At 41.4% G+C, this 25,238-nt stretch carries 19 protein-coding genes; 7 read left to right on the forward strand and 12 right to left on the reverse strand.

The features are described 5' to 3' along the window. Position 1: 1 nt before the first annotated feature. The 5 genes from ASE74_RS16045 (at position 2) to ASE74_RS16065 (ending at position 3,970) form a co-directional block, all read left to right on the forward strand. A complete protein-coding gene (locus ASE74_RS16045) occupies positions 2–1,735 on the forward strand; it encodes a RagB/SusD family nutrient uptake outer membrane protein (RefSeq protein ID WP_055911166.1) in 1,734 nt (577 codons plus the stop codon). A gap of 119 nt (positions 1,736–1,854) precedes the next feature. Continuing rightward, positions 1,855–2,310: a hypothetical protein gene (locus tag ASE74_RS16050; protein ID WP_055911168.1), complete on the forward strand. Its 456-nt coding sequence runs from the start codon at positions 1,855–1,857 to the stop codon at positions 2,308–2,310. A gap of 175 nt (positions 2,311–2,485) precedes the next feature. Beyond that, positions 2,486–3,028: an RNA polymerase sigma factor gene (locus ASE74_RS16055; RefSeq protein ID WP_082458808.1), complete on the forward strand. Its 543-nt coding sequence runs from the start codon at positions 2,486–2,488 to the stop codon at positions 3,026–3,028. After that, positions 3,021–3,281, forward strand: a complete 261-nt coding sequence (locus ASE74_RS16060) for a hypothetical protein (RefSeq protein ID WP_055911170.1) — start codon at positions 3,021–3,023, stop codon at positions 3,279–3,281. Before ASE74_RS16055 ends, ASE74_RS16060 begins: the two co-directional genes overlap by 8 nt. Before the next feature lie 2 nt (positions 3,282–3,283). Further along, positions 3,284–3,970, forward strand: a complete 687-nt coding sequence (locus ASE74_RS16065) for an ATP-dependent Clp protease proteolytic subunit (RefSeq protein ID WP_055911172.1) — start codon at positions 3,284–3,286, stop codon at positions 3,968–3,970. A 91-nt stretch (positions 3,971–4,061) separates the two neighbouring features. Here the strand turns inward: ASE74_RS16065 and ASE74_RS16070 are convergent, their stop codons facing one another. The 6 genes from ASE74_RS16070 to ASE74_RS16095 all read right to left on the reverse strand — a co-directional run bounded on the left by ASE74_RS16070 (position 4,062) and on the right by ASE74_RS16095 (position 13,507). Further along, positions 4,062–5,702, reverse strand: coding sequence for a DUF5689 domain-containing protein (locus ASE74_RS16070; RefSeq protein WP_055911970.1), 1,641 nt, complete (start codon positions 5,700–5,702; stop codon positions 4,062–4,064). A gap of 24 nt (positions 5,703–5,726) precedes the next feature. Further along, positions 5,727–7,292: a SusD/RagB family nutrient-binding outer membrane lipoprotein gene (locus ASE74_RS16075; RefSeq protein WP_055911174.1), complete on the reverse strand. Its 1,566-nt coding sequence runs from the start codon at positions 7,290–7,292 to the stop codon at positions 5,727–5,729. An 11-nt stretch (positions 7,293–7,303) separates the two neighbouring features. Continuing rightward, entirely contained in the window at positions 7,304–10,801 is a 3,498-nt protein-coding gene (locus ASE74_RS16080; RefSeq protein ID WP_055911175.1) for a SusC/RagA family TonB-linked outer membrane protein, read from the reverse strand. Between the two features lie 119 nt (positions 10,802–10,920). Beyond that, the gene (locus ASE74_RS16085) at positions 10,921–11,925 is read right to left on the reverse strand and encodes a FecR family protein (protein WP_055911176.1); all 1,005 of its coding nucleotides are present in this window, start codon (positions 11,923–11,925) and stop codon (positions 10,921–10,923) included. Positions 11,926–12,044: 119 nt separating this feature from the next. After that, positions 12,045–12,611, reverse strand: coding sequence for an RNA polymerase sigma factor (locus tag ASE74_RS16090; protein WP_055911177.1), 567 nt, complete (start codon positions 12,609–12,611; stop codon positions 12,045–12,047). A gap of 113 nt (positions 12,612–12,724) precedes the next feature. Then, positions 12,725–13,507, reverse strand: coding sequence for a hypothetical protein (locus tag ASE74_RS16095; RefSeq protein WP_055911178.1), 783 nt, complete (start codon positions 13,505–13,507; stop codon positions 12,725–12,727). A gap of 227 nt (positions 13,508–13,734) precedes the next feature. Here ASE74_RS16095 and ASE74_RS16100 point away from each other — a divergent pair, with 227 nt between their 5' ends. Then, on the forward strand, positions 13,735–16,095 hold the full coding sequence (locus ASE74_RS16100) for a mechanosensitive ion channel family protein (protein ID WP_082458810.1): 2,361 nt from the start codon (positions 13,735–13,737) through the stop codon (positions 16,093–16,095). Between the two features lie 288 nt (positions 16,096–16,383). Beyond that, positions 16,384–17,199 (forward strand): MOSC domain-containing protein, encoded by an 816-nt coding sequence (locus ASE74_RS16105; protein WP_055911179.1) that lies wholly within the window; start codon positions 16,384–16,386, stop codon positions 17,197–17,199. Positions 17,200–17,296: 97 nt separating this feature from the next. Here ASE74_RS16105 and ASE74_RS16110 read toward each other — a convergent pair whose 3' ends face one another. The 6 genes from ASE74_RS16110 to ASE74_RS16135 all read right to left on the reverse strand — a co-directional run bounded on the left by ASE74_RS16110 (position 17,297) and on the right by ASE74_RS16135 (position 25,238). Then, on the reverse strand, positions 17,297–19,150 hold the full coding sequence (locus tag ASE74_RS16110; protein WP_055911180.1) for a glycoside hydrolase family 2 protein: 1,854 nt from the start codon (positions 19,148–19,150) through the stop codon (positions 17,297–17,299). Positions 19,151–19,200: 50 nt separating this feature from the next. Continuing rightward, positions 19,201–20,280 carry a cellulase family glycosylhydrolase gene (locus ASE74_RS16115; RefSeq protein ID WP_055911182.1) on the reverse strand — a complete coding sequence of 360 codons (1,080 nt, stop codon included), beginning with the start codon at positions 20,278–20,280 and terminating at the stop codon, positions 19,201–19,203. A 23-nt stretch (positions 20,281–20,303) separates the two neighbouring features. Beyond that, positions 20,304–21,338: a family 43 glycosylhydrolase gene (locus ASE74_RS16120; protein ID WP_055911184.1), complete on the reverse strand. Its 1,035-nt coding sequence runs from the start codon at positions 21,336–21,338 to the stop codon at positions 20,304–20,306. Between the two features lie 126 nt (positions 21,339–21,464). Continuing rightward, entirely contained in the window at positions 21,465–22,454 is a 990-nt protein-coding gene (locus ASE74_RS16125; RefSeq protein ID WP_055911186.1) for a glycoside hydrolase family 43 protein, read from the reverse strand. Positions 22,455–22,601: 147 nt separating this feature from the next. Beyond that, positions 22,602–23,309 carry a DUF3823 domain-containing protein gene (locus ASE74_RS16130; protein WP_055911188.1) on the reverse strand — a complete coding sequence of 236 codons (708 nt, stop codon included), beginning with the start codon at positions 23,307–23,309 and terminating at the stop codon, positions 22,602–22,604. 6 nt (positions 23,310–23,315) lie between these two features. Continuing rightward, positions 23,316–25,238, reverse strand: coding sequence for a RagB/SusD family nutrient uptake outer membrane protein (locus ASE74_RS16135; protein ID WP_235526126.1), 1,923 nt, complete (start codon positions 25,236–25,238; stop codon positions 23,316–23,318).

Here is a 25,238-nt window from a genome sequence, read left to right on the forward strand (position 1 = left end):
AATGAAAAACTATAAATTATTTATCACCGGCATTTTATCATGTTTTATGGTAGTTGCGGGATGTACTAAACTGGACGAACAGGTTTATGACAAGGTTGATGCTGCAAATTTTCTTACCCGAAGGGATGATGTGATCAGGGATTTTCTGCGCCCGTTTGAGCATGCATACTGGAGCATTCAAGGGAATGATGTTTATGCGGTCGGTGAAAACTCTACCGATGAAATCGGCACCTATAACCGCCAGGGCGACTGGCAGGACGGTGGATATTACCAAAGAATGCATTACCACACCTGGACCTCGCAAGACGGTTTTACCAACGGCGCGTGGAGAAATTTTTATCAGGGCATCGTACTCTCCACCAACTCGCTACAGGATATGGAAGGCATTGCCGACCCTACCAAACTTAACGTAACGGTTGAAGAGCTGAATGATTTTAAGGCAGAACTACGAACGTTAAGGGCATGGTTTTATCTCCGTGCATTTGATTTTTACCGGAATATTGAAATTGTCACCGATGTAAAAAATACTACTCAAGGCGGTGTGCAGGCTTCGCCACAAGAAACCTTTAATTACATCGAATCGGAACTGAAAGCCGCAATTCCTTTTCTGCCTACTAGGGAACAACTCGGTGCAAATGGTATAGGCAGGTGGACCAAAGCAGCCGCCGCTACCTTACTTTCGCGCCTTTACCTGAATGCCAAAGTATATATCGGCACGGATAGATACAGCGACTGTGAAACAGTTTGCCGCGATATTATTACCGGCAAATATGGTGCATATACCTTGGATACGCGGTGGGATGCACCTTTCGATTATACCAATAAAACATTAAATTCGGAGGTGATTTACGGATTTCCGGGCACGCTTACCAGAACACACTGGCAATATGATGGCGGGATGTTTTTTTGGGGTATGACTTATGACGCAGCGCCGCTTTATTGCGGTTTTACCGATCTGGGTCAATCCAACCCCCGCTATGCGCTGCAACCCGGGCGAGATGTAGATAGTGTGGAATATGCGCATGCTTTAGGAAAACCTTTTGTAAAATTCCAGAAATACCCTGATGACCTGCGATTGAAAAAATACAGGAACCTTGGCGACAGTAAACGTGAAGGGATGTTTTTATACGGTTACCTCCCTTATACAGCAACAGTTAACGGCAATCCGAAAGTAGATACTGTAAGGGGAAATAAAGGTCCATATGCCCTGTTTATCCGGGATCAGGTTGGCTTTTTTTTAAATGCAAAACCAGGTACCAAAATTGCAGATAAAGAATCAAATATGAACCATGCAGATCACAACTCCGGGGTTTTTTTGGTAAAATATCCGTTCTACCCTACTCCGGATCCTAACCGCATTACTTCTGCTTATGCAGAAATACGCCTAACCGAGGTATACTATACCCTGGCAGAATGCCGTTACCGGACTGGAGATAAAGCAGGCGCAGCAGGTTACTTAAACCAGGTAAGGCAACGGAACTATCCTGCCGGTTCGCCAAGCTTATACACGCCTGGTGGCGAACAACTTACGGATCAGGAAATGTTAGATGAATGGGGAAGGGAATTTATCGGTGAAAACCGGCGCAGAACTGACCTCATCCGCTGGGGCGTTTTTACCAAGGGATCCTGGTGGGATAAAAAACCTGATGCAGATAACCATACAGAAATCTTTCCTTTGGGAAGGGATATCCTGAATTCCAATTCGAAATTGAAGCAAAATCCTGGATACAATTAGGCATTAAGTTGGTTTAGTTAGTTAAAAGGTGTTTCCGGTAAAATGGAAGCGCCTTTTTTTTAACAACCCATTTGTTTAATCATCTCCATTTATTAACTTTAACTCTCTAACTATCAACTATGAAACGTATAGTATTTCTTTTGTTTGTGGTAATCAGTATATTGGGCTGCAAAAAAGACGCAGATAACAGCACTAGTGAAACTTTGAGCGGAAAATGGACGACCGGCGGATATGATCTTCAACTGTACAATTCATCGGGCGTTGAAGTTAGCCATCTTATTGCAGATGCAATAAAAACATACTGGACATTTGACAACAAACAGGTGAAAATTTCAACTGATATCAATATGAATGTAATTGTTTCGGACTATACCCTTAAACGGAATGCGGATACAAGGATTCTCTCATTCAGCAACCCCGACGTAGCCGTTAAACAAGCCGACTGGAGGATAGAGGAACAGACTGATAAACACATGCGGATTACCTCAAGGATTACTGATAAAAATCTGTTGGCTTATGGGGATAACAAAACTGCCGCTTACGGTATTTTAAGTATTTATTTGAGTAAAGAGTAAGGTTTGGGCTTAAAAGCCCTCTTGCGTTTCCTTTTCCGGCGTTAGTGTAGTTGTTCTATTACCCACTAGCTGACTTCTTTTGATGCCTGTCCAGCTTTGCCTCCGAATTATAGTTAAAAAAAATCGATTTCGCGGGTGATATTTGGTGAATATTCTACACCTAGCAATAAACAGCATGATGGCAGAGAGCAACAAGACATTTTTAACGGTTGAAATGCGTGAAGCATTTTTTATCGCGCTTTACAAGAAGGCATTTTCGTCTGTAGCCCGTTACGTGGCGAAAATGGGCGGTACCCTAGATGAAGCGCAGGACATTTTCCAGGATACATTGGTCATTTATTATGAAAAAATCATATCTGCAAACGCCGAAACCATTGTGAATGAGCAAGCGTATTTGTTGGGGATTGCCAAAAAACTCTGGCTGCAACATTATAAAAAATCGATGCTAAGCCAACCCTTAAACGATTTTGATATACAGGCCGACACTGATGTACAGCATGCGAGCCATAAAATACTGCATTATTTGGAAACTGCGGGGAGACGTTGTATGGATCTACTACAGGCTTTCTATTTCGATAATTTACCAGTAGCCAAACTTGCTGGCCGATTTGGCTACTCGGGTGTGCATTCGGCAACAGTGGCAAAATACAAATGTCTGGAGAAAGTTAGGGAAAGTGTTAAACAAAACTTATTAAACTATGCGGACTTCATTGAATAATATCAAAAAAATAGATGATTATCTTTTAGGTTGCATGGCTCCTGAAGAAACTTTTTTGTTTCAAGCGGATATGTTATTAAATACAAGCTTGGCAAAAGATGTAGCCCAACAGGATTATACTTATGGACTGATTAAACAGTATAGCCGTAAAAAAATCAAGGCTGAAATTATTGCCGCACAAGAAAAATTAAACGCGGAACCAGAATATCAGGACCTTATACGGCGCATTGCCAATCTATTTAAAAAGCTTTAATCATGAATATCAACCGCAACGAATTTAGAAAATACGCAGTTAAACATCAGCGTATAGGCAGTCAATACGTGGATAGGTACCTCAACCGACCGATAAACCTACCCAAAAACATGACGCCCTATATCACTGAAGAACGGCAGTTGAACGTGGCACAAATGGATGTTTTTTCGCGACTTATGATGGACCGGATTATATTTCTTGGTGAGCCTGTCGCAGATCGGATGGCCAACATCATACAGGCACAATTACTTTTTCTGCAATCAGTGGATGCTAAAAAAGACATTCAACTTTACATCAACTCGCCTGGAGGTGATGTATATTCGGGCATGGGCATTTATGACACCATGCAATTGATTACACCCGATGTGGGCACCATTTGTATTGGTATGGCTTTTTCTATGAGTGCGGTATTGCTTTGTGCAGGGAAGGCGGGAAAACGTGCTGCATTACAACATTCCCGTGTAATGATCCATCAACCTTCGGGCGGGGTGCAGGGTGTTTCGGCAGATATTGAGATTACCGCAAAGCAGGTGGTGAAGGTAAGGCAGGATCTTTATTCCATTATCGCGAAACACAGCGGCCAGAGTTATGATTGGGTACATCGCGCATCAGACAGGGACTATTGGATGAACGGGGCCGAAGCAAAAGAACATGGGATTATAGACGAAGTACTGGGCGATACTGATTAAATGCCATTGATAACAGATTTAAATAAAAAACCCAGAACAAAGCAAAAACTTTGTTTTGGGTTTAACCTGATTAAAGGTTCTTTTGATGATCCTACTTTAATCTTGTTGAGGGAATGGTATCGGTACGGACATATTCTCCTGTTACGCCATTCAAAATTTTAATTAAAGAGGTACCTTCAATATCTTCTATGGTTGATGAGGTGTTTAAATCAATATTCGACTGGCTCCTTGCTTTCATCCACTTTCCTAAAGCAGGATTGTATACTCCGCCTAGCTTGTTCCAGAAACCTTGATCGGCAGGTAACTGGTAATTAAAGCTCAGGGTATTTTCTCCGCTTCGGTAATAGGGCTGCGGTGCAAGCGTGATCGGATTGATCTTATCATAAAAATCGGTATTGGCAATCTTATAGCCAACTGAAGGGGCATTGTACAAACTTCCGCCACTGCCGATAAAAATTACATCAATTGGTGCACTGTTTACATCAATCGTCGTGCCCTCGAAAATGGCAAAACCTGAAGCATTGCCACTATTGGCAAATAATCCTGTTGTGTACAAACCAAAACCATCTCCGTTTCCTGCCGGGGCACCTGCAGGAATCGCAACGGTATAATCCTTTGATCTGATCCATTTTGATGAGGCTATGGATTTGGATTTTGAACCATTAATCATTTTAGCGGAACCTCCCACATAAAAGAACTCACCTTTAAAAACCTTGCCTGAGGTTAAATTGAATTTGTAAGTTCTTGCTACCAGTCCGGCCGGAGTAATTAATGCATCGGCACCTGTTGCCCAACCTTTGATGGGAAAAACCCCTGTTGGCGTAGAGGCACCCGCATTATTGGTTACCACGACAGAAAATGGGGTTACGGCAAAATCGATATCCCTGGTGGCCATAAACTGCATGTATTCATAGTTTCCATCGCCTCCTTCTGCATCGGCCATATAACCAGTAATGATAGCCGAGGCAATATCAGGTACAGAACTTAAAGCTACTGCATCTTTAATGGTACGCATTCTCTGGTGCGGTTTCAACTGTCCATTTGTACCTACCGTGTTAAAGATAATACCGTAATAATTGCCATTAAAGTTAAGCCCTCCGTTGGATGCGAAAGTTGCATTTTTCTCGGTATGCAAGGTAAAATTATCGAAACCATCGTTTATTATTTTATCGCCGCCATAGGTCGCATCTGAACTAAGTGCGGGCTCAAAGCCTGCTTTTACAATGGCTACCAAGGTGCTTTCATAATCATTTGGCTTGGCTAAAATAAAACTGCTTCCTACGCGGTTAGGCGGAATAGCCACTTTAGATGCAAGTTTGGTAACTGCACTCGGCGAAACGCCTGTAATTTGCAAAATCCCATCTACTCTTTTCAACACCGCTCCGGCTACTTTTATGCCTACTGAATCTCCCGGCACATATTTGGCGGCTTCTGGTCCGATTGGAATAGAGATACCTCGGATTAAACCCAAACGGCGTCTATCCTGAATGATAAGCAAACCTGCGGGCAGGTTATTACCAGAATGATCTGAAATTACCACTCCGGTTATGCTGCCTGAGCCGAACATATTCTCATCAGTAAGGGTAACATCGGTACCTTTATATAAATTTCTTAAATCATATAAAGGCACATAATCGCCTATTACTCCGCCCGGATAATTCGATTTTTTACACCCGATCCACACCAGAGACATGCAAAGGAAAATTATGCTATAATATATTATCTTTTTCATTTTTATAATTTTAATGGTGAACATTTAGGGTTTTTGCCACCATACGTTTGTATTGATTGCATCTGGTCCCTGTGCTGCCACAGCGAGCTGATAACTTGTTGGGTTTGCAGATTGTACATATACCGGGTAGGTCATACGTGCCGGCATTACGCCACCATTTCTTAAACCGGCACCTTTTGGCAAAACAGGATGACCGGTGCGGCGGTACTCGAACCATTGCTGCATATCGACAAGGAATAACGAAAAATACTTCTGCAGGTGGATTTGTTCCATTTTACCTTCAGTAGATTGTGTATTATCCCAATCTATATCGGCTGCTGTAACATAATTGGTAAAAGCTGCGGCTGTTGTTGTGGTTGAAAATGCGGGAACCCAGTAATTAATGGCATTGGCAATCCCTGCATTGTAATAACTCGCTGCTGATCCATTAATCCAGCCTTTTACCGCAGCTTCGGCCAAAATAAACTGCAATTCTGCATAGTTCATCAAGATACCTGTTTTGGCCGATTGTTGCAGGGATTTGGCTCCGTAAGTACTGCTTCCCAACGCTTGATCGTAAGAATAAAAATAAGCTTGTTTTACCACGCCGGCACCTATTGCATAACCACTTGGCACGCCGGAATAACCTTGCGATCCCTGGGCAATGCCCAGCCTGTTTACCCCTCCATCGCCATTGGGCGCATTGGCATCGATTCTGGGATCGGCCCAATCTCTTAAATGTTCGATAAAAAAGCTCCCGATGGCCGGTGCCCTGAAATCCTGCACCCTTACGCCATTTACATATGGGTTAACAAAAGGATCAGTTCCGGTTAAACCTGTCCACTTTAAAGTAGCCGACTCACTGTTATTTTTCATGGTAGGATAACCGGTAGGATTGGTATCTACAATTTCTTTGATCTTTGCGATAACCTGGGCAGAGATATCAGATTTGCCCGACACCCTTAACAATAACCTAAGGTATAATGAATTGCAGAACTTACGCCATTTGGCGATGTCGCCTTTAAATACCGGATCGCTTGAGGGGGTAATTGCCGTGCCGGCACTAAGGAGTGTATTGGCCTCTTCGAGCTGCTTAAATATATCCAGATAAATATCTTTCTGTTTATCAAAATGTGCTTCTAAAATACCCGTGCTGCCCTGGTTGGAATTGAAATAAGGAATATCACCATAGGTATCAGATAACATGGAATAAACCCACGATTGGCAGACCAAGGAAATGCCCTGGTAAGATTTATTGGCCATGGCTGGCTGGCCTGCAAGTTTATAGATATCTTTAAAATTGGTTAGCTGTACATACCAGGCGTTCCACAGGTAATCAGAAAAGGTACTTCTGTATTCGTATCTAAAAACTGTTCCATCGCCATCACTGATACTGACGGTAACCTGCATCAGTTCGTTGTTAAAGTTGCGGTTACGGGTCATCCCTGCTGTAAGCGTATTTACCAGGGCGGGGGCCAGTAACTTATCTGGTGTTGTATTGAGGATATTGATCGGATCGATATTGATCTCTTCAAAGTTTTTATCGCATGATGAAAGCGTTGTAACTGACAGCATTAAAATGCCGATAGTTTTATATAGGTTCTTTTTCATTTTTTAAAAGATTATATGCCTATTGATAAATTGAAACCATAGGTTCTGGTTGAAGGAAATTGACCGATTTCAAACCCGGTAACAATATCAGAACCGCTGAGTGTACCAAATTCGGGATCGAACATTGGCCAGGGCGACCAGATAAACAGGTTACGGCCGTAAAGCCCGAAGGTTACCGACGATAGACCTAGTTTTTTAACAAAACGCGGATTGAACTTATAATTTAAAGCGGCTTCTCTGAATTTGATAAAATCGGTACTAAAAGTACTTCCTTCTGCATTATCAGCGCCCATATGCGAGCGGTAATACTCATCTATATCATAGGCAACAGTGGTATTTTTCACATAAGATCCATCAGCCAGCTGCACAACGCCTTCGCCAACAATGCCGTTGTACCTGCCTGGCAAGGTACTGGTAAGCTTGCCCTGTTCTACCATTTTGTAGTTCAATAAAGAATGTGCAACCGCGCCAACCTGTGCATCAAAAAGAACGTTTAAACTCAGGTTTTTATAGGCAAAAGTACTGCCGATGCTAAATTTGTATTTTGCCATGGTATTGCCCAGGTAAACCACATCATTGGTAATTTTTGCAAAACCTGTTGTGGCATCGTAAACCACATTTCCCTGCGGATCGCGTACATAGCCCCTGCCGTATAAATCGCCCATACTACCGCCAACCTTGGCCACAATCTGGCCACCTGCAACGGGCCCTGTTCTTAAGATGATGGAACTATCCGTTAATGCTTTAATTACGTTTGAGTTGGATGCAAATGTTGCATTAACCGTCCATTTAAAGCCACCTTTGGTAGTAACCGGTGTTCCGTTCAGTGCAATTTCGACACCTGTATTGTTTACTTGCCCTGCATTAATCAGTGCCTGGTTATAACCAGAAGAACGGTCTACTATCCGCGTTAAAATCTGGTTTTTGGTATTTCCGGCATAAACGGCAACATCAAGTCCTAATCTTCCTTTAAACAAGCTAATCTCTGTACCCACCTCATAAGTGGTTGTTTTGAGTGGTTTTAAGTTTTCGTTAGGTAAAATGGTAGGGTTTACCAATGAGCTATCGGGATAGGTACCGTTTGCAGCCAATGAATAAGTATATGCTGTGCGATAAGGAGTTGTACCACCGCTGCCTACCTGAGAAACTGAAGCCCGGAGTTTGGCAAAGCTGATTACTTTTGGAAGTTTAAAAAACTCAGACAATACGAAACTGGAACTGATTGCGGGATAGAAAAAGCCCACGTTGTCTTTTCTGGTGGCGGTTGCCAGTACGCTACTCCAATCTTTACGTCCGGTAAGTTCTACATAGAAATAATTTTTATAGTTGGTAGATAAAACCCCGTAAAAACTGTTGATGCGGTACCTACTGGTATCTGGAATGGAAATTAACGGGTATAAATTATTCTCTAGCTCGTACACATTTGGAATTGCCAAACCATCGGCCCGCAGATCGGATTTATTGTATTTATTCCTTAATTCACTTCCGCCCAATGTGGCATTGATACTGAAATTTTTACTGATCTTTTTATCATACCTTAACAGGAAATCGATATTGGTTTCTTGTGCATTGATGTGCTGTTTACGGACTGAGCCTTGTGGCAAACGGCTTCCTGCATCATATGGGCGTTCCTGCGCACGGCGTTCTTCTGAATAATCGATGCTCGACCGCAGCAAAAGGCTTAATTCTTTATTAAACTGATAGCTGGCCTGGATATTTGCAGTTACATTGTTACGGCCTGTTTTATTGATAAATTCGTTTACCACAGCATAAGGGTTTTCGGGAAAAGAACTGAAGGGGTACTTGATGGATAAGTTTTCTTTTCCAATTGCCCAATAATTCCTGATCATATCCAGACTGGCGTTTGGCTGCCAAAAAATGAACCAATACATTAACGATTGGTTACCATAACCCGCGCCCGGCAGGTTATCGCTGTACCTGTTACCGTAATTAACCTTTGTTGTTATTTTAAGCTTCTTTGTAACATCGGTATTGGTCGATAAGGTAATTGTGGTGCGCTCTACGCCTGTTTTAGGGATGATCCAGGTATTGTTCTGATTGGTTACGGAAAAACGGGCGGTTGTATTTTTATACCTGCCATCCAAACTCAACGAGTTGGTTAAGTTTTCGCCTGTACTGAAGAAATCCCTGATCTCATTTTTGTACGGTACCCATGGTGTTCGGGTTTTACCTGCGGCTTGTGTAACCGGATCGTATTGAAAGAACATTTGTCCGTCAAAACGGGGTCCGTAAGCAGAACTGGTTCCGCTGGTACTTGCCCCATCGGCACTTGCGCCGTAAGAATAATAAGATGCACCATCTAACCCCTGCCCATACTCATATTGCAGATCTGGCCAGCGGTTAACCTCTTCGAATGATCCGTTGGAAGTGAACCTTATATTTACTTTTTTATGTTTGGCATTTCCCGATTTAGTGGTTACAATTACAGCTCCGTTTGCGCCTCGCTGCCCATACAACGCCGCTGCACCAGGACCTTTTAACACGGTTACACTTTCAATATCTTCAGGGTTGATGTCGTTGATGGTACTCCCGTAATCGGCAGGCATGTTGTCGCTTCCTGTTCCGTACACACCGTCGGATCCATTTGCGGTTCTTCTGCCGCCGCTGTTGTTAATTACTACTCCATCCAGTACAATCAGTGCTTCGTTATCGCCTGTCAGGTTATTTTCGCCGCGCAAGATAATTTTATTGGAACCTGCTGGTCCGCTGTTTGATCTCACCAGGTTAAGCCCGGCTACCTTACCCGAAAGTGCATCCGTCCAGTTGGTAGAAACCGCATCTGTTAACTGGTTGCTATCAATCTTTGTTACCGCATAACCAAGGGCTTTTTCCTGCCTTTTAATGCCCAGGGCTGTTACCACTACATCATCGAGCGAATTATCTGCTGCTACGAGTTTAAAATTAACACTTGTTGTAGCGGCATTGCTTACTTTAACCTGTTGGCGTTTTGCAACCTGGTAAGAAATAAACCTGGCTTCAACGGTGTAAGTTCCCTGTGCAAGGTTAAAATTATACTCGCCATTGTTATTGGTTTGCCCAACAATGTTCAGCTCTACAATTTTAATGGTTGCTGCTGGAATGGGCTGGTTATTCTCATCCAAAACGGTTCCTTTTAGTCTACCTGTTGATGTGCTTTTTGCAATGATGAGGATATTGCCAGTACCATTTGCTTTATAAGTAAATGGCAGTCCTTTTAAAAGCAGATCCAGTATTTCGTTTACGGGCCTGAGTCCGCGGGATACATAAACCTTTCTTTGGTCATCAAGCTGGTTGTTATTATAGGCGATATTGTTCCCGCTGAGCTTTTCTAAAGTTTCGAAAGCTTTTTTGAGGGTTACCCCGTTGGCTTCGAATAAAATTTTCTTTTCACTTTGTGCATTTGCATCTTGCTGGAAAGCGAGCAGGGTTGTTATGATTATGGCCATTAACGCCATAACTTTTAAGGAATACTGATGGATGTTTTTCATCCACCGGTTATTAATTTTCATATCTTTACTAAGTTTTGCTTTGTCAAATGAGTTTAAACAGTTTTTAGGGCTCGGAATGTGTCCAGCATTTCGGGCCATTTTTCGTTTTTAGTAGTTTTACTTCATATCTATCTTATCGTTTATTGTTCATAAATGATTACTTTGTTTTCATAGATTTTGTATTTTGAGCCGGTCAGTTTAGCTATGGTTTCCATAATCTGTTTTGCCGAGCATTTATCAAATTTTGCAGTAAGCTTAATTTCTTTTAAGGCTTCTGTCTTGATTGAAATATCAAGGTCGTACTCGCGGCCAATTACCTCAGCAATCTCACTCAGGGGTTTGTCGTAAAAAAAGAGTTTATATTCTCTCCAACTGTCGAAGTCGATGGCGTTAACATTTTGTTTTGATGCCATTCCGGTAAATTTATTCACGGTAAGCTGCTCATTTGGTAAAAGAAAATGAGCCGGGGCTGTTGTATTTTTACGCTTCACTACTACGCCTACCTTACCACTATGCACGGTAATGGTGATATTTTTTAATGATTGATAGGCATTAATGTTGAAGGATGTGCCTAAAACCGTGGTGCTTACTTTTCCGGTGTATACAATAAAAGGCTGCTTGCTGCGATGCTGAACATCGAAAAAAGCTTCTCCCTCAAGATAAACAATTCTTTTGCCGGTATTAAAATTTTGAGCATAGCGGATTTTACTGTCGCCGTTAAGGTAAATATTCGACCCATCGGGCATGGTTACCAGCCTTTTCTGGCCGCTTGGATTGTAGATTTCATTATAGGTAACGGCGCTTTTTGCAGGATGGAAATTATTGAAATATACGATAGGCAATAGGGCTACAATAATTATAGCGGCTGCTATTTTAAGGTAATTGAGCAGTTTGATTTTTTTGGCAAGGGGTAAATTAACCTCTTTTGTTTTTTCGATATGCTGCTGAATGGCCGACCAGCTTTTTTGCTGGTTTACAGGTTTATTTAAGTAGTAATCGGCGGTTTCGAATGCCTGTAGGGTATCTCTAAAAATTTGCTGATTTTGCAAACTGCTGTCAACCCATATTAGTAAATCCGTTAAATCTTCACTACGGATGGTTTTTTTGCTGTAATCTTCTATTAATTTATAGTAACGTTCGTTCATTTAATCGCTGTTCTACCGGTAAGACAGCATAAACGGATATTATACGTAGCGAAAAATATTAAGTTACCATTAACAAAATGTTAAGTGGCGGGATATACCTTTAGTATGGAATAGAGCGATTAAATGGTGGGCCGGTTGGTGGTATATGAACGGAAATTTCTCAGTGCCTGGTAAAGCAAGGTTTCTACCGTTCGTACTGAAATGCCTAAAAGATCGGCAATGGTATCTTTTCCAAGCAGATCTATTCGGCTCATTAAAAGTACTTCACGCTGCCTAGATGGTAAAAGATCTATCAGGGCTATAATTTCGGTATAGGATTCTCTACTGGTTAACAATTCTTGCGGATTTAAATGGCTATCGGGATACTCAAGTGTATTTTGATGATCGTTTAAGCTTAGCAACGTTAGCTTTGCCCGCTGAATTGCATTAAAAGACAGGTTTTTGGCAGATGTAAACAGATAATTTTTAACCGACTTTACCTCGAGATGGTTCCGTTTATCCCATAATCGCATAAAAAGATCGGCGATTAATTCTTCTGCCTTATTGTAATCTTTAACATAAATGGAACTAAACTTACATAAGGGAGCATAATATCGGTGAAAAAGTATTTCGAGTGCAAGGCGGTCTTCATTCATTAATAAAGACATTAAATCTTCATCACTTTTGCTTAAATATACATCCCTCATCTTGCAGGCAAAATTAGTCTGCCTTCGTTAGCTTAATATTAACGCAGTTTTGCCTTTAAGTTAGCTATGTATTAATTTGATTATAAAAGGGTGCAGTTTGAGCGTATTGACTGCTACTCCGTAAAAACCGTCATTGGGTCTATTTCTTTAAACAGGTAGGGTTTGTGTTTGCGCATTGTGCCATAACTCAATTCAGAGGGCATATTTTCTTTCATCGTATTGATATCTTCAGTGGTTATCTTCCTGTTTAGTATATCATATTCTACTCTTGTTTGTTGGCCGGCACCTACATTATAGGTTTCCATATAGGTAAATACCAGCTCATTATCAATAAAGCGGTACCTGGTTTCTCGGTTGCCTACGGGGCCACTACCAAAGGTTGAAATGATTAAATTTCTTTGTTCATCTATTTTGATGTCTTCACTATCATATTGCTGATAATCGCCGTTGATGTATTCGGCACCAATGGCCTGCCAGGAAGCAGCATATAAACGGTAACCGCCCGCGGGCTGCTTAAACAAAACTAGGGTAGGACGCAAATCGGTACTGTCTGTTTTGTTCTGAAGCACCAAAACCACATCTTCCAGGTTATCGTTATCGAGTAGCCCTTTCGCATCCATCGCAATTTGGTACGGTTCGGTTACAAAATCTTCAACAGTGTTTCCCTGCTGTGGAAATTCGACATCTGCTATTGGTTTTGCATCGCTATTTTTTGCCTGAAGAATTACTTTTTGAGTATCGGCAGCAGCCTGTACGGCACTATCGGGATTACTGGTTGCTGCTGCCAGCTGTGGTTTCATGCCCGCACCAAACCAATGTAATTTATAAACAAACACCACTGCAAGTAAAAATATAACGGCTATAAAGGCAACGATAATTTTTGTCTGTTTTTTCATGAGCGATCTTCTAATTTTGAATGGCAATAAGGATTAAACCACCAAAGGCGATAAATGTTGATTAAAATTATACGATTTCTGTTCAAATGAACATTAGTTTGTTAAATACTTTATCAATTATTCAATTCGTTGTTATAGCCAGTGGCATTATCTATAAAATCAATTCAAATCGTTATTTTTGACCCTACATTCCTGCAAAAAAAGATATTCAATACTTTTAAAACCCAATGATAACAAGAAATTCTTTCTCCATAGCTATCCGAAACTTTTTGCCTATACTTTTCATCTTATTTTTTACGGGCGAAACATTTGCACAAAAAGGTAAACCTGTAGATAAGAGTCAGGATGTATCTCTCCTTTCAGATTCTGCTACTCTTACCAAAGGCGATTACCTTGCCCATTTGGAAAAAGTTTTCGAGGTGGTAAATAAAGTACCTGTAACGGTTTCTTCCTTTAAAAAATTAAGACCAATAGAAGCGCATTTAACGCAGGATGAAGCTGCACTTGCCTTGCTGAAAAGCAGACTGACGCAAAGCGATCGCACAATGAACCTGCAGAATTTGCAGATGGACGAAACCTTGCTAAAAGAGCTGAGAAGCAATAATAAAGACTGCTTGGCAGACCTTGATGAATATGAAAAGGAATTGCGGGCACTTAAAACTGAAATTCTTAACCTGCGAAAGGATACTGTACTGATTAAAGTATTTACGCAACCTGCCATGCGCATCATGTTTAAAGATCAGTTTGCGGAGCTAAAGAAGAAACGTGTTGTGATGGACAGTTTACTTAAAACCACCACCTTAACAATAAATAATTTACAGGCCAGAACATCTTCGAACCTGATTAACATTAAGGAGTTGATGTACCTTACCGATAACCAGCTTGATGCTGTGAGTATAAAAGCTTTTGGCAAAGAACGACGTTACCTTTGGGAATCGGTAAACCGACCGGCCAATAAAAGCATGGGTTTCCGGAGGTTTATTAAGGGTGAACAGGAAATTTCGGGTTATTATTTTGTATACACCAGGAGCAGTAGAGCGTTGCTGCTATTTACCTGCGCGGTATTTTTCTTTTGGGTATTTTTTAATTTCAGAAGCGTAAAACAGCGCGGCCGTTTAGAAACCCTTGATGGTTTTTCGTTAATCAGTCCGCAGCCCTACCTCATTACCTTTATTATGCTTTTTGCACTGGCCCCCATTTTCGATCTGCGGGCCCCTGCGCTTTACATAGAAGCGGTACAGGTGATATTGGCCATATTGCTCACGGTATTTTTCCGTAAAAAATTAGACGCAAAGCTATTTTATTATTGGTGCATATTTGTGGTATTGCTCCTTGCCCCGGTTTTTCTGCGCTTACTGGGTATGCCACCGAGATACCAACGCTGGTTATTGCTTTTTTTAACCATTAGTTCAGTTATTTATGGCTTAAACGTGTGGAAAATGCTTGATGAGAAAACCAAAAGGTATAAAATGATTCTGACCACTGGCTTTATTTATACCGCTTTTGCCATAATCGCTATCTTTTGTAACCTTTTCGGCCGTTTTACACTTACACAAATTTTCTATTCTACCGGCGTAAGCTCGCTGTTGAATGCCATTTCACTCACCATACTGGCGAAAGTATTGGTAGAGGCTTTCTTACTGCAAATGAAGAGCAGCAGGATTAGAAAAGGGTTTCCGGAACACTTCGACTGGCAGCCTGTAATTAACGGGCTTAAAAGACTAACAGGAATTGGTGCCACCATAATCTGGTTTGTAATTTTTACTACCAACCTTAATATTTTTAACGGACTTTACGAATCGGTAATGGAAATCCTGACGGAGAAAAGAGTCATCGGAAGTTTCTCTTTTACCTTCGGCGGCATTGTTCTTTTTCTGGGCATTATCTGGATTGCCAACTTCTTGCAAAAATATATTGCCTACTTTTTCGGTGATACCGGAGATGATAGTTTTGATGACAATAAAGGTGAACGTTCAAAACTATTGGTTACGCGTTTGGTATTGCTGATTGGCGGATTTATGATTGCGGTTGCTGCATCGGGCTTACCGATTGATAAAATAACGGTTATTCTTGGTGCACTGGGTGTGGGAATTGGATTAGGCTTGCAAAACATTGTGAGCAATTTCGTTTCGGGCATTATCCTCATTTTTGATAAGACGATACGTATCGGCGATATTGTTGAATTGAGCAATAAAAAAGGTAGGGTAAAAGAAATCGGTGTACGCGCAAGTACACTCCTGAGCGATGAAGGTGCAGAAATTATTATCCCCAACGGCTCTATATTATCGAATAACATCATCAACTGGACGCTGAGCAACAACCAGATGCGTGTAGATATTTCACTTTTAATTGCTAAACCTTTTAACTCTACAGAAGTTGTTGGTTTAATTAGGGAGATCATTACTGCAAACAATAATGTGTTTATAAGCAAAGAACCAATTATTATGATCAGTCCGGTAAGTAAGCTGAATAGCACCATTAATATTTATTTTTGGTGTAAGGATATTTCGAAAGCTGATTTAACCCGAAGTATGGTAAATGAACAGATTTTTGAAGCGTTTGAACAGAAGGGTATAGAAATTTTGTAAAGCCGTTAGTCGGCACTACTATGTGAGCGTAACGTTCTAAACGATTTACGATTAAGCGCTCTTTTGAAACGAGCATTAGCATGAAAGATAGATCGATTACCATGGGATTTTTCGGCTACGGTGCACGCTGCCCGAAATAACGAAGCCTACGGTCTTGTTTCTTAAACGGGCGCATAAATAGCTTAAGGATTATATCGTTGTACAAAAAATTACGCTTAAACTTTTTTTTAAAAATGTTAGCACAAACATTTGACAGATAATTCGGCATGTGTTTTTTATATTTAAAGCATGAATCATTTTGTGCTTTCCGAAATCAACATTTATCCCATTAAATCACTAGGAGGCATAAGCCTAAAAAAAGCACAGCTGGAAGACAAAGGCCTGCAATACGACAGAAGGTGGATGCTGGTTGATGAAGAAGGCATGTTTATTACCCAACGCAAGCATTTTGAACTGGCTCTGCTAAAAGTAAACATCACTGATGACAAGTTAATTGTATCGCATAAAACTTTAAGTGAAAAAGAGATTTCTTTTGCCTTGGATGAAGATATGGGTGAACAGATTTCGGTGGTTATCTGGGATGATGCCTCAACAGGGCTCGAAGTAAGCAAAGCTGTAAGCAAATGGTTTTCTGATTTCTTGAAATTCGAAGTGAAGCTGGTCAAAATGCCACAGGGAGCAAAGCGACTGGTAGACCCGAAATATGCTTCTGATAACCAGGTGGTAAGCTTTGCAGATGGGTATCCATGCCTGCTTATCGGACAATCATCGCTCGATGGCTTGAATGAAAAACTTGATGATCCTATTCTTATGGACCGTTTCCGTCCAAATTTAGTATTTACCGGTGGTGGGCCGCACATTGAAGATACTTTTAAAACATTTTATATTGGAGATACTTTATTTTCTGCAGTAAAACCATGCGCAAGGTGCGTGCTTATTACTATCGATCAGCAAACAGGCGAGAAAGGGCAGGAACCACTTAGAACATTGGCGGGCTACCGCACCATAAATAAAAAAATAATGTTCGGGCAGAACCTGTTGCACCAAAACCCGGGTATTATCTCCATTGGAGATGAATTAAAGGTAATCGATTGGAAAGATTAACTTCCATTTGCTGAATACAAAAGGAAGTTAAACCATTTCAATAAAAAAAGCTGGATGGTTTGCACCAGTCCGGCTTTTTTTAAAGTTTGATGAGAAATTATTTTTTCACAGGTACGCTGATCTGATACAGTTTATCGTGCAAAGCTTTCATTTGTGTTTCTGAAAATTTGATGTCTTTCCTGTCATAAGTCATCAAGCCATTTGTTTCTACTTCCACATCGGTAGTTTGAGTATAAACACCTGCCGAAAGCCCCAATGGAATTAATTGTTCCAAACGTTTGGTAAACTCCGCATATTTATTAAAAAGATCGGTTTTGTTTTTAAAGCTCTGGTAACCCCAGTTGTTTTTTTGTTGCCACACATGGCCATCAATTGGTAGGCCCAGGCCTCCAAATTCACCCAGTACAAGTGCGTAATCTTTTCCGAAATAATCTGGACTAGGCATTGCCGGATGTGGATAGTTGTGTAAATCGATAATATCGCCTACCGGATGGAAGTTACCTCCACTGGCTGTATTTACCAACCTTGAAGGATCTTTCTCTTTTGTCCATTTTGCAATTTCTACCGTTTTGAACTGACCCCATGCTTCGTTAAAAGGAGTCCAAACTACAATAGAAGGTACATTGTAAAGGGCATCAATAATGGCATTCCATTCTTTTTTATAATACCCCTCAGAGGCTGCGCTTCTATTCTGGTCCGATCCGTGGTCTAAAACACCAGGGCGGTTTTCCCAACCGTTACCTAGGTCGCCACTCGGCATATCCTGCCAAACCAGCATCCCTGCTTTATCGCAATAGTAATACCAACGTGCAGGCTCTACCTTAATGTGCTTTCTGATCATGTTGAAACCCATTTTTTTGGTTTTATCCACATCAAATTTTAATGCAGCATCTGTTGGTGCGGTATAAAGCCCATCGGGCCACCATCCCTGATCCAAAGGGCCGTATTGAAAAACAAATTCATTGTTTAACAACATCCGCTGAATGCCTTTTTCATCTTTACCCATCGAGGTTTTGCGCATGGCGAAGTAACTTTTAACTTCATCCACTTTTTTATTCTTAGCAATCAGCTCAACCTTAAGGTCGTATAAGAATGGGCTTTTCGGGTTCCAAAGTTTAGGATTGGCAATTTTTAAACTTATTGCATCTGTTCCATTACCGGTTTGCTCTGCAACTTTTGTAGTCCCATCCCAGGCAGAAACTTTAACCTGATCACCTGTAACTGCGCCACTTAAAACAGGCGTAACGGCTACCGACTGCTGATCAATATCGGGTGTAATTCTAATGTGATCGATGTGCGCTTTATTTACGGCCTCAATCCACACGGTTTGCCAAATGCCTGTAACAGGCGTGTACCAGATCCCTTCGGGCTTTTTAACCTGTTTACCTCTTGGCTGCGGGCCATCATCTGTAGGGTCCCAAACTTCGACAGTAAGCGTTTGATTGCCGCTTTTATTTAAAAACGGCGTAATATTGAAACTAAAAGGATCAAAACCACCCTCGTGTTTACCCACTTCTTTACCATTTATGGTTACCGTACTTCTCCAGTCTACCGCGCCAAAATGAAGCAAAATTTCCTTGCCTTTCATGTTAGATGGTACTGTAAAGCTGGTTTTATACCAAAGCAAACTGTCTTTACCTACTGTTTTACCAACTCCAGAGAGTGAAGATTCTACGGCAAAGGGAACCAAAATTTTGCCCTGGTTGATGGCTGGTTTCTGCGATTTTTCAGAAATGGCATAATCCCAGAGTCCGTTTAGGTTTTTCCAGTTGCCAGTGCGCTCGAGCTGAGGGCGTGGATACTCAGGAAGAACATTTTTCGGATTTACATCCTGCGCCCATGGTGAAGAGATTTTGCCTTTGACCATAGACCATGATTTATCTTGTTGCTGAGCGGAAAGTGTAAGCGAAAGCCCTAGCAGCGAGAAAAGGATGGATACTTTTTTATTCATTGGTTTAAATTTGTGTGTAAAGGCCGGCTTACGCCGACCTGGAATCGGGTTTATTTGTTGTTGAGTTTTTTAATCAGGTTAACTTCATCCTGGCGGTATGGTGTTCCATCTGGCTGGAAGATTTCATGAAACCATTCGATTGGTTCAGAACCATCGGCCAATGGCGTATCCCAGGCATATTTGGTATTGGTTTTACCGGCAGCAAAGCCCCAGTTAATGGCTCCAACATTTTCATTTTTAAGCATTGGCAAAATGTTGGCAAAGCGGCTATTGCGTGAGCGCGCCATGTATTCGGTACAGATTAATGGCCTTCCACTGGCTTTTAACAAATCTATCGTACGCTGGTGCCAATCTGGTGCTTCATAGTTGTGGTAGGTAACAATATCAGAGTTGGCCAACTGTATTTCATTAAGCTTTTCGAAACCCCAGCTCCACAAGCCGATAGAAATTGGCTGATCGGGATTTACGGAACGTGCCCAACTGATGGTTTTAGTTAACAAAGGAATGGTTGCATCAAGTTTGCCACTATTACCCGGCTCATTGTACAAATCCCAAAGAAGGATTCTTTTATCATGCGCAAAATGGCCAAGCACATCTTTTACATATTTTTCGAGTTCAGGAAAGTTGGCTTCTTCTTTAAAAGCAGGGTCGCCAGGATCTTGCAACCAACCCGAATTGTGGATACCTGTTTTGGGCTCTGGCTGTTTGCCGATAGCCGAAGTTTTGTTCCAGCAATCATCAAAGAAAACAAACATTGGTTTAATGCCGTGTTTTTGGGTAATGGTTAAAAACTGATCCATTCGTTTTTTAAAACCTTCAGGGTCCTGGCTCCAGGCTTTACTGAACAAAAATACACGCAGCGTATTAAAACCAATCCCTTCTGCCCATCCGAGCTCTTTATCTATTAAATCGGGAGAGAAGGTATCAGCCTGCCACATTTCCAATTGATTAATGGCATTAGATGGGATATAGTTTGCTCCGGTTAGCCATTTGTTTTCCTTATACCAGGCATTGGCTTTTTCTACCGGCCATACTTTTGCGGGCTCTGTGTTTTTTTTGGCTTTTTGTGCAAATCCTGAACTTACGCTCAAACTCAGCGCAGCCAGGAGAACATAATTTTTTAAACTCATATCGGTTTTATCTGGTTTAGTTTTTATTTTGTTTTTGATGGTGAGGTTAAGCTTTCACCAGGTTTTACGGGTGTACCGAAATTGGGTATTCCATCGGCATTCCAGCTAAATTTTTGTGCCCTTGGCGAACGGAAGCCACCGCAGCCCTGCCCTGGTTTATCATTGGCATGGTATAAAATCCAATCTTCTTTACCATCGGGTGATTTAAAAAATGAATTATGCCCCGGAGCGTAAACTCCTTCCTTTGGCGATTGTTGAAAAACAGGCTTTTCGGATTTTGTCCATGATTTTGGATCAAGCAAATTACTTTTTACCGATGCTGATAGCATGCCCAAGGCATAAAAATCCGTCCAGCATCCACTGGCAGAATAAACGATGAATATTTTGTCACCATGTACCAGAAACTGAGGCCCTTCATTTACATCTACGTGTGCACCACCACCTAAATCACCAATCTTTTCCCAATCGAATTTTGGTGTCGAGATTTTAAAGCGTTGGCCATCTACCGTCCATGGGTTTTTAAGTTTAGCGATATAGATTTCCTGTTTTCCGTTCCGGTCTCCTTCCCAACCCGACCAAATCATGTACAACTGACCTTTAAAATCGACTATATCACCATCAATGGCCCATTTATCTGTAGGGTCGGCAATTTTCCCTTTAAATACCCATTCTCCCTTCATAGGATCCGCAGCTGCATTTTCTAGAACATACATGCGGTGGTTATCATTATTGCCATCATCGGCAGCAAAATAAGCATACCACTTGCCTCTTAAAAACATTACTTCCGGTGCCCAGATTTCTTTGCTGTATGCTGTACCGGTCGGGGCTTTCCAAATGGTTTTACGTTCAGCGGTTTTCAATCCTTCCAAACTTTTAGCCTTCCAAAGGTCTACCCTGTTGCCCAATGAATTTGTATAGTAATAATAGCCATCTTTATAATAACTATAAGGATCAGCACCTGATGGAAGCAACGGATTTGTGAAGGTTTGCGCCATTGATCTGCCTGCAAAAAACAGGCTCAGCATTACAAAAAAGCATTTAAGGTTTAGTTTTTTCATTGATTGTATTTTACTGCCATTTTTACCCGGGCTTTTTACTTTCTGTAATCTTTAAAATAAGCGATTTCTTTTCGTAAACCGATTTAGTTTTGTTTCAATATTTCTACAAATGCATTCAATTTAACATTAAGGAGAACCATTCAAGCTTTCTTCTAAAACCCGGAAACTTTTTTGATCGATCTGCATTTGATATATCCCTTTTTTATCTTTTACAAAGGCAGCCTTTACAATAGCTGTGGCCCTTGGCGATACTTTCTGATTTGAATAATGCGTGTGAAATACATATTGTAACCGGCCGTTTTTATCGGTAAAGAAATCGCCATGGCCCGTTCCATTAATATTTACCCATTTTTTACTGATGATTGGATTTCTATCATACTTTACCCATGGCCCGGTTGGCGATTTTGATGTTGCATAACCCACGGCATAATCCGGGTTTCTGAAATCATTTGCAGCATAAAAAAGGTAATACACATTGTCTTTCTTCAAAACCGTTGGTCCTTCGGTTACCGGCCAATCTGTTTTAGCGGTATTTTCCCAGGTTTCAGTCGCCGATAAACAGGGCTTGGTGGTTTCCTGGATCACATCTGATAAATCACTCTTTAGTTCGGTTACAAATATCCTGTTGCCATGATCTAGCTTAACATGGTAGAGGTAGTTTTTGCCATTGCTATCGGTAAATACGAATGGGTCAATCTGTTTCCCCATGCCAGAAATGGCTTTTACTTTTTCCTGTATAAACGGGCCTAGGGGGCTTTGGCTATGGGCAATGGCAATCTGCTCATCGGCGGTGTAAGTCATAAAATAAGTATTGCCCCGTTTAAAAACCTGCGGTGCCCAAAAACCTTTACTGCCAAAAGCATCACCTTTTGTTAAGGCGAAACCGTTGTTCTTGCCGGCAGGCTTGCCCCAGTTTTTAAGATCTGTAGAGCGATAAACCAAAAAACCTTTATCGCTGCTGGTACCGTAGAGGTAATAAACGCCCTTATCTACAAAAATTGTTGGGTCTGCAAGGTAAATGGTATCGCTTACCAGGTAGCCGGCGGGATGAGCACTTACTGAACGACTTATTGAAAATATCGATAAGTATACTAAAATACCAATGAAAGTTTTCATCCGATAATAATGGTTAGCAAACCTTAAGATATGATAATTTAAGTGATGTAGATGTTAAATCATACAGCATGTCATCCTGAGCCTGCCGAAAGATTTGCTTATCGTTATTATTAAAGCGTTTTGGCAGGCTCAACATGACAATTTCTTTTAGAAACTTATTTTCGCCACAGGGGTAAAAATCATATCTTCCACTCCTGCTATTTTAACACCAATCCGTGCAAAAACATAATTTTGCGTGGGCGTCATTGATGGAATCGTAACCGATAAATTCAAATTGTTTAAATCGGCAATTGCTGCACCGGATATGTTCTGTACAGCACCATCACCAAGGTTGTTTCCGCCATCTACAAACTGTGTTTTATTGATGTACAGCGATACCCTTTCGATATCTTTTGCATTCGCATCGGTAATAATTTTCTCCAGTCTGCAAAAACCGTTTACTTTACCCGCAGTTGCAGTAAGTGTTGCGCCGCGGATCATGTAATAAGGCATCACTTCAATATCGAGTGTTTTGCTTCCGCTGATATTTACGGCAATGCTATCTTGCCTTCCGGCTGCATTCTTTTTCCAAAGAAACGGCCCTTGGTTGGGTGAGAAAACAAGTTTATAATCACCATCGAACAATTTAGCGGAATAGTTACCATCCTGATTTACATTAACATTTAAAGCGGAATAGTTACCAAAGCCTGATTGCCAGAGTTCGAAATTTACCTGGCCGTACTCTACATTAATGGCTTCCCCTTTATATACAATCCTGCCTGTAAAATCTGCTTCAGGTGCATCGTAATTATCTTTTTTACATGATGAAAAAAGTACCGCAACTGCGGCGATGACGTAATAAAATCTATTTTTCATGTTAATTTACTGATTAGGGTTTCTAACAATTTTCGGATTTCCGTTTAACACATCCTGCCCGATTGATGAATAGTAATTGCCGATACGGAAACGGTGTGCAGCGGTTACTCTGCTTGGTTTAACCACTTTAAAAAGGTATTTCAAGTGGTTTGGATTACCCGGATTATAGTACTTGTATGGCCATATACCAAACACTTGTGTGCTGGTGCGTGTGGCACTACCGATATTGGTTGCATTGATAAAATCTGCAGCAGACATGTTGCTGCCGTTCCATACTTTATCCGCAAGTCTCCAACGTTTCATATCCCAAAGCTCGTGCCCTTCAAAAGCGAACTCTACTTTACGCTCATGTACAATCCTGTCGAAAGTAATTTCAGCAGGTGTTAAGGCGGTGGTTAGGCCGGCACGGTCTCTTACGGGTTTAATGTAATTGGCTGCTGTAGCGGCATCACCCAGTTCGAAAGCTGCTTCTGCAGCATTTAATAATACTTCGGCATAGCGGTAACGCACCCACCATACATCGCTACGGGTACCTATTTGCCCCGAGCCTGTTGCTGGATCTAAATATTTACGTACATAAAAACCTGATTGCGCACTAAATTCTAGCCCATCTACAGGGCCATCGCCACCGACTACCTGCACCGTACCGGGGTTGCCTGGCAATACATTTGTTTTGCTTTGTGCAAAATTATCTCCAGTTACAATTGTACCATTGGCCAATTGATAACCTGCCCAAATATCTACTATTTTGCCTTTAAACTGTGTTCCGGGAAGGATAACAGTACCGGCCAAACGCGCGTCGCGGCCTGCAAAAATATCGGTAACATTGGTATAATAAACCGGGTTTCCGCCTGCATCTACCGAGGCAAGGGAAGCATAGGTATTGTCTAACTTTTCGAACGACTGCACCAGGTTCAATGATGGGTTTAAGCGCCCTCCCTGTGCCTCTTCGGCCGAAGAACGGGGCTGGTTATCGATGGTAAAGCCATGAACCTTATTGGTTTTCAATTTAAAATCTTTGGCAAAAATTACTTCCGGGTTACTGCCTTTATCGGTAAAAAGTGCTGCAAAGTTTTCGGATAGATTTGGATTCTTTTTATAAAGGGAATACTTACCGCCATCGATAATTTCTTTGGCGGCATTTAGTGCTTTGGTATAATAACCATTTGCCAAAGCGGATGAAATGCCAACTTCGCCACCTGGAAGCGTCAACTGCGAATTGCTGTATTTGGCGATAGCACCGGCATACAAGGCTGCTCTGGACTCCATAGCCAAAGCTGCTGCTTTTGTAGCCCTGCTTTGTACGGTTGCATTATCGGGCAAAATATTTTTTACGGCTTCGAGCTCAGCAATTACAAAATCGTAAACTTCTGCTTCTTTTGCCCTTGGGTATTGCAGGTAGGTCGGATCGCCACTGTAATCGTATACCAAGGGGATGGTAATTAACGGCACACCGCCCATTCTTTTTACCATTTCGAAGTAAACGCCGGCCCGGATAAATCTTGCTTCGGCCAGGAAACGGTCGCGGTCTTCAGCTTTCAATTGTGTAGATTCCTGCCCGCGTTTTATAAACAGGTTTAGGTTATTAACCAGTTTATAAACATCCATATCCCAGTACCGCCACGCGTCGTACCCGTATTCCAAATTCTGATGGCGGAAATAGTCCCCTCCGGCTGAAGCAAAGCCTTCATCAAAATCGGCATATAACCACCATGATTCGATGCGTTGAAAATCTGGATAACTATCGTATAAATCGCCAAGAACAGTTAATACCAGGTTTGGATCTTTCCATACCGCATCAATAGGTAAAGTACTGGTGGGTTTTTTATCTAAAAACTCAGAATCTTTTTTACACGACTGCGCAAAACTTAAACATGCAATGGCAGCAAATGCGTATATTATTTTTTTCATTTGATTAGTCTTTTTCAT

Origin of the sequence: Pedobacter sp. Leaf216 (genome assembly GCF_001421515.1) — a bacterium.
Taxonomy (GTDB): Bacteria; Bacteroidota; Bacteroidia; order Sphingobacteriales; family Sphingobacteriaceae; genus Pedobacter.

Bases quoted from the DNA above. Each gene is read 5' to 3' on its own strand.
- ASE74_RS16045 (WP_055911166.1), top strand. From the start codon at position 2: ATGAAAAACTATAAATTATTTATCACCGGCATTTTATCATGTTTTATG.
- ASE74_RS16050 (WP_055911168.1), top strand. From the start codon at position 1,855: ATGAAACGTATAGTATTTCTTTTGTTTGTGGTAATCAGTATATTGGGC.
- ASE74_RS16055 (WP_082458808.1), top strand. From the start codon at position 2,486: ATGATGGCAGAGAGCAACAAGACATTTTTAACGGTTGAAATGCGTGAA.
- ASE74_RS16065 (WP_055911172.1), top strand. From the start codon at position 3,284: ATGAATATCAACCGCAACGAATTTAGAAAATACGCAGTTAAACATCAG.
- ASE74_RS16070 (WP_055911970.1), bottom strand. From the start codon at position 5,702: ATGAAAAAGATAATATATTATAGCATAATTTTCCTTTGCATGTCTCTG.
- ASE74_RS16075 (WP_055911174.1), bottom strand. From the start codon at position 7,292: ATGAAAAAGAACCTATATAAAACTATCGGCATTTTAATGCTGTCAGTT.
- ASE74_RS16080 (WP_055911175.1), bottom strand. From the start codon at position 10,801: ATGAAAATTAATAACCGGTGGATGAAAAACATCCATCAGTATTCCTTA.
- ASE74_RS16085 (WP_055911176.1), bottom strand. From the start codon at position 11,925: ATGAACGAACGTTACTATAAATTAATAGAAGATTACAGCAAAAAAACC.
- ASE74_RS16090 (WP_055911177.1), bottom strand. From the start codon at position 12,611: ATGAGGGATGTATATTTAAGCAAAAGTGATGAAGATTTAATGTCTTTA.
- ASE74_RS16095 (WP_055911178.1), bottom strand. From the start codon at position 13,507: ATGAAAAAACAGACAAAAATTATCGTTGCCTTTATAGCCGTTATATTT.
- ASE74_RS16100 (WP_082458810.1), top strand. From the start codon at position 13,735: ATGATAACAAGAAATTCTTTCTCCATAGCTATCCGAAACTTTTTGCCT.
- ASE74_RS16105 (WP_055911179.1), top strand. From the start codon at position 16,384: ATGAATCATTTTGTGCTTTCCGAAATCAACATTTATCCCATTAAATCA.
- ASE74_RS16110 (WP_055911180.1), bottom strand. From the start codon at position 19,150: ATGAATAAAAAAGTATCCATCCTTTTCTCGCTGCTAGGGCTTTCGCTT.
- ASE74_RS16115 (WP_055911182.1), bottom strand. From the start codon at position 20,280: ATGAGTTTAAAAAATTATGTTCTCCTGGCTGCGCTGAGTTTGAGCGTA.
- ASE74_RS16120 (WP_055911184.1), bottom strand. From the start codon at position 21,338: ATGAAAAAACTAAACCTTAAATGCTTTTTTGTAATGCTGAGCCTGTTT.
- ASE74_RS16125 (WP_055911186.1), bottom strand. From the start codon at position 22,454: ATGAAAACTTTCATTGGTATTTTAGTATACTTATCGATATTTTCAATA.
- ASE74_RS16130 (WP_055911188.1), bottom strand. From the start codon at position 23,309: ATGAAAAATAGATTTTATTACGTCATCGCCGCAGTTGCGGTACTTTTT.
- ASE74_RS16135 (WP_235526126.1), bottom strand. From the start codon at position 25,238: ATGAAAAAGACTAATCAAATGAAAAAAATAATATACGCATTTGCTGCC.